The 8,390-nt window shown below is 66.5% G+C and carries 6 protein-coding genes and 1 pseudogene; 4 read left to right on the top strand and 3 right to left on the bottom strand.

Translation table 11 applies throughout. The features are described from left to right. Positions 1–81 (top strand): annotated as a pseudogene (locus tag I9P22_RS22105) (IS5/IS1182 family transposase); the annotation flags it as partial. A gap of 381 nt (positions 82–462) precedes the next feature. Here I9P22_RS22105 and I9P22_RS22100 read toward each other — a convergent pair. Continuing rightward, positions 463–1,920 carry a 2-isopropylmalate synthase gene (locus I9P22_RS22100; RefSeq protein ID WP_199262173.1) on the bottom strand — a complete coding sequence of 486 codons (1,458 nt, stop codon included), beginning with the start codon at positions 1,918–1,920 and terminating at the stop codon, positions 463–465. A 132-nt stretch (positions 1,921–2,052) separates the two neighbouring features. On the opposite strand from I9P22_RS22100, the gene I9P22_RS22095 reads away from it, so the two are divergent. Both I9P22_RS22095 and I9P22_RS22090 read left to right on the top strand, forming a co-directional pair. After that, entirely contained in the window at positions 2,053–3,723 is a 1,671-nt protein-coding gene (locus tag I9P22_RS22095; RefSeq protein WP_199262171.1) for an NAD+ synthase, read from the top strand. A gap of 298 nt (positions 3,724–4,021) precedes the next feature. Further along, positions 4,022–5,158: a Hint domain-containing protein gene (locus I9P22_RS22090; protein WP_233253536.1), complete on the top strand. Its 1,137-nt coding sequence runs from the start codon at positions 4,022–4,024 to the stop codon at positions 5,156–5,158. 47 nt (positions 5,159–5,205) lie between these two features. Here I9P22_RS22090 and pncB read toward each other — a convergent pair whose 3' ends face one another. Together pncB and pncA are read right to left on the bottom strand one after the other, a co-directional pair. Then, a complete protein-coding gene (gene pncB / locus I9P22_RS22085; RefSeq protein ID WP_199262169.1) occupies positions 5,206–6,516 on the bottom strand; it encodes a nicotinate phosphoribosyltransferase in 1,311 nt (436 codons plus the stop codon). Beyond that, a complete protein-coding gene (gene pncA, locus I9P22_RS22080) occupies positions 6,513–7,109 on the bottom strand; it encodes a bifunctional nicotinamidase/pyrazinamidase (RefSeq protein WP_199262167.1) in 597 nt (198 codons plus the stop codon). Before pncA ends, pncB begins: the two co-directional genes overlap by 4 nt. Before the next feature lie 100 nt (positions 7,110–7,209). On the opposite strand from pncA, the gene trhO reads away from it, so the two are divergent. Beyond that, the gene (gene trhO, locus I9P22_RS22075; RefSeq protein ID WP_199262175.1) at positions 7,210–8,106 is read left to right on the top strand and encodes an oxygen-dependent tRNA uridine(34) hydroxylase TrhO; all 897 of its coding nucleotides are present in this window, start codon (positions 7,210–7,212) and stop codon (positions 8,104–8,106) included. Positions 8,107–8,390: the final 284 nt, after the last annotated feature.

Raw genomic sequence — 8,390 nt, 5'->3', positions numbered from 1 at the left:
TACGACAAAACCGCAGACAGTTTCCTCGGCTTCATCGACATCGCCTGCATCAGGCTCTGGCTTCGCCATTTGTCAACATGACCTACAAACGCGGCGATTCCGGCATTTACGACAGCCAGACGAACGCCAAAGTGCCACGCGAAGACTATGATGCGGCGGACCGTGAGCTGGATAGCTCACGGTTTCACTCATGCACCGGTTACTACACCGCAATTCTTGGTCCCTCGTTGCTGCTCGATGGCCAAAAATTCCTGTTCCTGCCGCCCTGTGCATGGCGGAACTTCGACAATCCGGCGCTGAAAAACCGCGCCTGGTTCGATCGTCCCTGCGATGACCGATCGTGGCGGGGGGAAATGCGCCCCCCCGACCGTCGCGGGCGATACGGCCGTCCAGTCCGACCCCAGGCCATAGACCGCATCCGGCGCGGGCCAGCGCGCGGACGCCGGGTGCGGCTGCTTCGACCTACTGCTCCAAGGTCCCCTCGGGCTCCTCCGGCACCGCGCCCTCGGGCGTCGTGCCTTCTGGGGCCGCCCCCTCGGTCGGCACGGCCAGCCGGTTGTCCTCCCATTCGCCCGAGGCCACCTCGCCTGTCGCATAGCGCATCACGCCGGCGCCCTGGCGCTTGCCCATGACGAAATGGCCGGTGTAGACGTCGCCATTGGCATAGGTGGCCACGCCCTCGCCGTCGATCTCGCCTTCTTTCCACATCCCCTCATAGCGGAAGCCGTCCGGCGCGATCAGCCGGCCCTTGCCGTGGCGCAGCCCGTTCACGAAGGAACCGTCATAGGTGGTCCCGTCCGGATAGGTCGCCTGTCCCTGCCCGTGCCGCTGCCCGTCGCGCCAGGCGCCGTTATAGACATAACCGTCGGGATAGGTCATGCGGCCCTGCCCCTCGTTGCGGCCGCGCTTGAAGCCGCCCTCGTAGACCAGGCCGTTGGCGTATTTGGCGACGCCCTGCCCCTCGATCACGCCCGCGACCCAGTCGCCGTCATAGCTGGCCCCGTCCGGATAGGTGATCAGCCCGCGCCCATGCGGCAGGTCGTTCTTCAGCGCGCCTTCATAGACCGAGCCGTCGGGATAGGTGATGCGGCCCAGCCCCTCCATCCGACCCTCGACCCAGTCGCCGGTATAGACATAGCCGTCGGTGCCGGTGAAGGTGCCCACGCCCCAGCGCTTGTCGGCGCGGAAATCGCCCTCGTAGCGGTCGCCATTGGCATAGGCGGCGACGCCCTTGCCCTCGCGCTTGCCATTGGCGAAGCGGCCCTCGTAGCTGTCGCCCGAGGGTTGGGTCAGCTTGCCCTGCCCGGCCATCTGCCCGGCCGACCAGCCGCCTTCGTATTTCAGCCCGTCCGCCATGGTCAGCTTGCCTTGGCCGGAACGCTGGTTCGCCTTCATCTCGCCTTCATAGCTGGCGCCGTCGGGATAGGTGATCTTGCCGAAGCCTTCCTTGACGCCGGCCTTCCAGTCGCCCTCGTAGCGATAGCCGTTCGGCTGGGTCAGCACCCCCTTGCCGTCATGCAGCGCGTTCAGGAAGCCGCCCTCGTAGACCGAGCCGTTGGCGTAATGCGCCACGCCCTGGCCGGTGATCTGGCCGTCCAGCCAGTCGCCCTCGTAGCTGCCGCCATCGGCATAGGTGATCTTGCCCTTGCCATGCGGCTTGCCCTTGGCGAAGGCCCCCTCGTAGACCGAGCCGTTGGGGAATTTCGCCACGCCCTGGCCCAGGATCTCGCCCTCGACCCAGTCGCCGGTATATTCGTAGCCCGAGGGCAGGCGATAGGTGCCGCGCCCGTGCTGCTTGCCGTTGCGGAAGGTGCCCTCGTAGACGCCGCCGTCATCATATTGCTTGGTGATGACCGCCTGGGCGCCGGCCATGCCCGCGCCGGCCAGGATCACCGCGCAGGCGACAAGGGCTGCCTTCATGGATGCTGCACTCCGCCTCTTTGCCGCTTTCGGCATCGGTTTATCGCAAGCGGCGCGCGGGCGCAAAGCCCGACTTTTCCTTTGCCGCCCGCTGACCTATCAACGGGGCGAGACCCGGGTAAAGGAAGCGCCATGACCGACACGTTCCGCATCACCCTTGGACAGCTGAACCCGACCGTGGGCGACCTGCCCGGCAATGCCGCCAAGGCGCGCGAAGCCTGGACCAAGGCGCGCGAGGCCGGCGCGAACCTGCTGGCCTTGCCCGAGATGTTCATTACCGGCTACCAGACCCAGGACCTGGTGCTGAAGCCCGGCTTCACGCAGGAAGCCATGGCCCATATCGTCGATCTGGCGCGGGACTGCGTGGACGGCCCCGCCATCGGCATCGGCGGCCCCTATGCCGAGGAGGACAGGCTTTACAACGCCTTTTGGATCCTCAGGGGCGGCAAGGTGGTGGCGCGGGTGCTCAAGCACGAATTGCCGCACAAGCAGCTGTTCGACGAATGGCGGCTGTTCAATGTCGGGCCGATTTCCGGGCCCTACAGCCTGGACGAGCTGCGCATCGGCAGCCCGATCTGCGAGGATGCCTGGTGGCCAGAGGTCTGCGAGACCCTGGCCGAGACCGGGGCCGAAATCCTGCTGGTCCCGAACGGCAGCCCCTATCACCGCAACAAGCTGGACCTGCGCATGGGCCATATGGTCGCCCGCGTGGTCGAGACCGGGCTGCCGCTGATCTACCTGAACTCGGTCGGCGGGCAGGACGACCAGATCTATGACGGCGCAAGCTTCGTGCTGAACCCGGGCGAGGATGGCGGCGCGGTCAAGGTCGTGCAGCTGGCCCCCTTCGACGAGATGCTGGCGCATGTCGATTTCGCCCGCACCCCTGCCGGCTGGCGGGCGGTGCCGGGCCGGATGGACCCCCAGCCCGACGAATGGGAACAGGACTACCACGCCATGATGACGGGGCTGCGCGACTACATGCGCAAGTCCGGGTTCCGCAAGGCGGTTCTGGGCCTGTCGGGCGGCATCGATTCGGCGCTGGTCGCCACCATCGCCAGCGACGCCATCGGCCCGGAAAACGTGCGCTGCGTGATGCTGCCCAGCGAATACACCTCGCAGGCCAGCCTGGACGATGCCGCCGATTGCGCCGGACGGCTGGGCACGCGGCTGGACACCGTGCATATCGAGGGCGCCCGCGACGCGGTCGGCGATGCCCTGGCGCATCTGATGGCGGGCACGAAGCCCGACGCGACCGAGGAAAACATCCAGTCCCGGCTGCGCGGCGTGATGCTGATGGCGCTGTCGAACAAGTTCGGCGAATTGCTTCTGACCACCGGCAACAAGTCCGAGGTCGCGGTCGGCTATGCCACGATCTATGGCGACATGGCCGGCGGCTACAACCCGATCAAGGATCTTTACAAGACCCGCGTGTTCGAGACCTGCCGCTGGCGCAACCGGAACCATCGCGACTGGATGCTGGGCCGCGCAGGCGAGGTGATCCCGCCGCAGATCATCTCGAAGCCGCCCTCGGCCGAGCTGCGCCCGAACCAGAAGGACCAGGACAGCCTGCCGCCCTATGAGGTTCTGGATGCGATCCTGGAGGGGCTGGTCGAGAAGGATCTGGCGCTGAAGGACCTGGTCGCGCAGGGCTTCGAGCCCGAGACGGTCAAGAAGGTCGAGACCCTGCTTTATGGCAGCGAGTGGAAGCGGTACCAGGCCGCGCCGGGGCCGCGCATCTCGACCAAGGCCTTCTGGCTGGACCGGCGCTATCCGCTGGTCAATCGCTGGCGCGACCGGCTTTGAGCGGGCGGCGCTGGTGACCTTGCATCACGAGCGCCGCCCTTCCCGCACCCGCATCCCGCGATCGGGCGCAAAGCCTTGAAGTCGCGGCGGCGCGCGGCGCGGAACCGCGAAAACCTGTCCATTTCGACAGGTTAATAAAGGTCGATTCATCCTTTAACTGATGGGGTGAGACGCGGGGGGCCGTTCCTCCGGTCCGTCTCATCCATGCGGTGATCGGTTGCCGATCCGGCATGGCGCGATGGTTCAATATGTCCTTGTGCCCTCATTTTGTGGGGCCTGTTAATGATTAGGGTCTGCCATGCCGACAGAGACGTCGATCCGTGTCATCTATCTTGGTCAAGCCAGCGATCTGGATCCGAACGAGCGCTATATCGGCGCCGAAAATGCCGGCGATCTGGTCGGCACTACCTTCGGAAGCGAAGATGCCCCGCTGGCCCAGGCGATCACCCCCGTAACGCTGCATGACGGCAACGACGACGGCCGCATTTCCTTCGACGGCCGCCGTGGCCCGCCCTCGAACGAATACGGCATCCATGATGGCGCGCAGCATTATGCCGATTCCGGGATCATCTATCGCGGCACCGTGACCTATATGGACGGCACCGGCGCCAGCGATGTGCAGCTGCGCGTCCTGCAGGATACCGACGGCAACCTGGTTCTGGTGCCGCCGCCCGCCTCGGCCTCGCAGGCCGAGATCGACGGCGTCACCAGCAAGGCCATCCAGTCGATCACCATTACCGACTATGTGACCAGCGATTTCAACGCCCTCGACACCACGCGCTACGGGCTCGAGGATGCGCCGGCTTTCGTCTGCTTCCGCCATGGCACCCTGATCCTGACCGAGCGCGGACCTGTCCCGGTCGAGGATCTGCGCGCCGGCGACATGGTCGTCACCCGCGACCACGGTCCGCAACCGCTGCGCTGGATCGGCTCGAAGCACGTCGACAGCGCGCTGCTGCAGGCTTTCGAGACGCTGCGCCCGGTGCGCATCCGCGCCGGTGCGCTGGGTGCCGGCCTGCCCGGCCGCGACCTTTACGTCTCGCAGCAGCATCGCATCCTGGTCAGCTCGAAAATCGCCGAGCGGGTCTGCGGCGCGCCCGAAGTCCTGGTCGCCGCCAAGCACCTGACCGGCGTCGAGGGCATCGAACTGGTCGATGATTGCGAGGCGCTGACCTATTATCACCTGCTGTTCGACCGGCACGAGATCGTCTGCTCGGAGGGCGCGCAGACGGAATCGCTGTTCACCGGTCCCGAGGCGCTGAAATCGGTCTCGCCCGCGGCCCGCGCCGAAATCCTGGCGCTGTTCCCTGAACTGCTGTCCGGCAGCGCGGCGCATGAACCCGCCCGCCGTCTGGGCAATGGCCGCGAGGGGCGGCAGCTCGCCCGGCGCCATTCCGCCAATCGTCGCGAACTGCAGCCGGCGCTTTCGCGCTGACCTCCCGGGCCCCGAACCATCGCGCCGGGGCCTGCCGCTTTCCGGGGCTAGACCACCACTTCCATGCGCTGCTGCCGGCCGACGCCGAAGATGCGCTTGTAACGCTCAATCTCGTCCTGCGGCCCGGTGGCCTTTTCGGGATTGTCGGACAGCTTGACGGTCGGCCGCCCCTCGGCCGCCACCGCCTTGCAGACCAGCGAGAACGGCGCCAGTCCGTCGCCCGGAACCAGCCCGCGGAAATCATTGGTCAGCAGCGTGCCCCAGCCGAAACTGACCTTCACCCGACCGTGGAAGCGCCGGAACAGATCCTTGATCTTGTCCACGTCCAGCCCGTCTGAGAAGATGATCAGCTTGTCGCGCGGATCCTCGCCCCGGTCCTGCCACCAGCGGATCGCGGTCTCGGCCCCCTCGGCCGGGTCGCCGCTGTCGACGCGGATGCCGGTCCAGCCGGCCAGCCAGTCCGGCGCGTGCTCCAGGAAGCCCCTGGTGCCATAGGTGTCGGGCAGGATGATACGCAGCATCCCGTCATGCTCCTCGTGCCAGTCGGCAAGCACGCGATAGGGCGCCTGGCGCAATTCCTCGTCGCTGTCGGCCAGCGCGGCATAGACCATCGGCAGTTCGTGGGCATTGGTGCCGATGGCCTCGATGTCGCGGCGCATGGCGATCAGGCAGTTCGAGGTGCCGATGAAGCGCTGGTCGCCCAGACCCTCGACCATGGCCTGCACGCACCAGTCCTGCCACAGGAAGCTGTGCCGACGCCGCGTGCCGAAATCGGCGATGCGCAGATCGGGACCGAGCTTGCGCAATTCCTCGATCTTCTCCCACAGCCGGGCCATGGCGCGGGCATAGAGCACCTGCAGCTCGAACCGGCCCATGTCTTTCAGCACCGCGCGCGAGCGCAACTCCATGATGATCGCCAGCGCCGGGATCTCCCACAGCATGACCTCGGGCCAGCGGCCCTCGAAGGTCAGCTCATACTGGCCATCGCGCTTTTCCAGGTGATAGGCCGGCAGGCGCAGGTTCTCCAGGAACTCCATGAAATCCGGGCGGAACATCTGCCGCTTGCCATAGAAGGTATTGCCGCGCAGCCAGGTGCTTTCGCCCCGCGTCAGCGTCAGCCCGCGCACATGGTCCAGCTGCTCGCGCAGCTCGCCCTCGTCGATCAGCTCGGCCAGGCGGATGGATCTGGTGCGGTTGATCAGGCTGAAGGCGACATGCGTGTCGGGCCGGTTGCGGAACACCGACTGGCACATCAGCAGCTTGTAGAAATCGTCGTCGATCAGCGAGCGGACGATGGGGTCGATCTTCCACTTGTGGTTATAGACGCGGGTCGCAATATCGACCGTCGGGATCATCATGCCAGTGTCACCCCTGCCTTGCGCATGGCGTCGCGGGCCGCCCCGCGCGAGCCGTTCAGGTCGATGGCGCGGGTGGCCTCCTCGATCACCGTCGCGGCAAAGCCCAGCTTCGCCGCGTCGATGGCCGACCAGGCGACGCAGAAGTCATGCGCCAGCCCGACGAAGGTCAGGTCGCCGAACCCGCGGTCGCGCAGGTAGCCGGCAAGGCCGGTGGGGGTGCGGCGGTCGTTCTCGAAGAACGCCGAATAGCTGTCGATCTGCGGCCGGAAGCCCTTGCGGATCACCAGGTCGGCGCAATCGACGGCCAGCGTCGGGTGGAACCCGGCCCCGGCCGAGCCGATCACGCAATGCGCCGGCCACAGCACCTGCGGGCCGTAGGGCATCTCGACCTGCGAAAAGGCGGCGGCGCCGGGATGGTTGTCGGCAAAGCTGGCATGGTCCTGCGGATGCCAGTCCTGGGTCAGCACCACGGCATCGAAATCCGCCATCAGGTCGTTGATCGGCGCCACGATCTCGTCCCCGCCGGCCACGGCGAGCCGCCCGCCCGGACAGAAATCCAGCTGCATGTCGATGACGATCAGGGCTCTTGCCACGGCGCCTCTCCTGTTTTCCCAGAAAAATTGGTAGGCGCAGGCAGCGGGGGCGTCAATGCGGCAACTTGATTGCGCCCCGGCACGGCGCTATGGCCAAGCCATGCCGATCGTCGCCGCGCTTTACCACTTCACCCGCTTTCCCGACTCCGCCGCGCTGAAGGCGCCGCTGGCGAAATGCGCCTGCTCGAACGGGGTCAGGGGCACGCTGCTGCTGGCGCCCGAGGGCATCAACGGCACCATCGCCGGCTCGCGCGAGGGACTGGACGCGGTACTGGCGCATATCCGCGCCCTGCCCGGCTGCGCGGGGCTGGAATGGAAGGAAAGCCCCGCCGAGACGATGCCCTTCGGCCGCATGAAGGTGCGCCTGAAGCGCGAGATCGTCACCATGGGCCAGCCCGACGTCGATCCCACCGCCGCCGTCGGCCGCTATGTCGCGCCACGGGACTGGAACGCGCTGATCAGCGCCCCGGACGTGGCGGTGATCGACACCCGCAACGATTACGAGGTCGAGATCGGCAGCTTCGCCGGCGCCGTCGATCCCGGCACAAGCAGCTTTCGCGACTTTCCCGCCTGGTGGCGCGAGAATGCGCATCGCTTCGCGGGCAAGCGCATCGCCATGTTCTGCACTGGCGGCATCCGCTGCGAGAAGTCCACGAACTTCCTGCTGGGCGAGGGCGTGCCCGAAGTCTTTCACCTGCAAGGCGGCATCCTGAAATACCTGGAGGAGGTGCCCGAGCAGGACAGCCTTTGGCGCGGCGAATGCTTCGTCTTCGACAAGCGCGTCAGCCTGGGCCACGGGCTGCGGCAGGGCCGGCACGGGCTTTGCCATGCCTGCCGCCGCCCCCTGGCGCCCGAGGACCGCGCCCGCCCGGAATACGAGGAAGGCGTCAGCTGCCATCGCTGTGCCGGCGAATATTCCGAGGCCGACCGCGCCCGATTCCGCACCCGGCAGCGGCAGGCCGAACGCGGCGAATGCTTCGGCCACGCCCGGGACTGACGGGCCGGCAACATTCGTTAACCGTGGCAACGATCTGAAAAACAACGGGTTTACCAGATCACACCCGTTCAACACCGCTTGAGCGGCTAAGCCGTTCATCCCCCTGCATTTCCCCTGCCGCGACAGAGGAAGCGGCTCACCGGCTGACACATGTGCGTGCTGCGGTGCCGCGAAAGCTTCCATCCGGCGGTTGTGGTGCTAGAGCGTATCGCGGGCATCAAGATTCAGGATTCCCGGCCTGCTCGTGATGTGCTTCCCTTTTGCTGAGGCAGGTATGGGGGAGC

Origin of the sequence: Paracoccus binzhouensis, from assembly GCF_016446475.1 — a bacterium.
Taxonomy (GTDB): Bacteria; Pseudomonadota; Alphaproteobacteria; order Rhodobacterales; family Rhodobacteraceae; genus Paracoccus; species Paracoccus binzhouensis.
This window is presented reverse-complemented; position numbering and strand designations above follow the sequence as displayed.

Coding starts and splice junctions, on each gene's coding strand:
- trhO (WP_199262175.1), top strand. CDS start 7,210: ATGCCGATCGTCGCCGCGCTTTACCACTTCACCCGCTTTCCCGACTCC.
- I9P22_RS22090 (WP_233253536.1), top strand. CDS start 4,022: ATGCCGACAGAGACGTCGATCCGTGTCATCTATCTTGGTCAAGCCAGC.
- I9P22_RS22100 (WP_199262173.1), bottom strand. CDS start 1,920: ATGAAGGCAGCCCTTGTCGCCTGCGCGGTGATCCTGGCCGGCGCGGGC.
- I9P22_RS22095 (WP_199262171.1), top strand. CDS start 2,053: ATGACCGACACGTTCCGCATCACCCTTGGACAGCTGAACCCGACCGTG.
- pncB (WP_199262169.1), bottom strand. CDS start 6,516: ATGATGATCCCGACGGTCGATATTGCGACCCGCGTCTATAACCACAAG.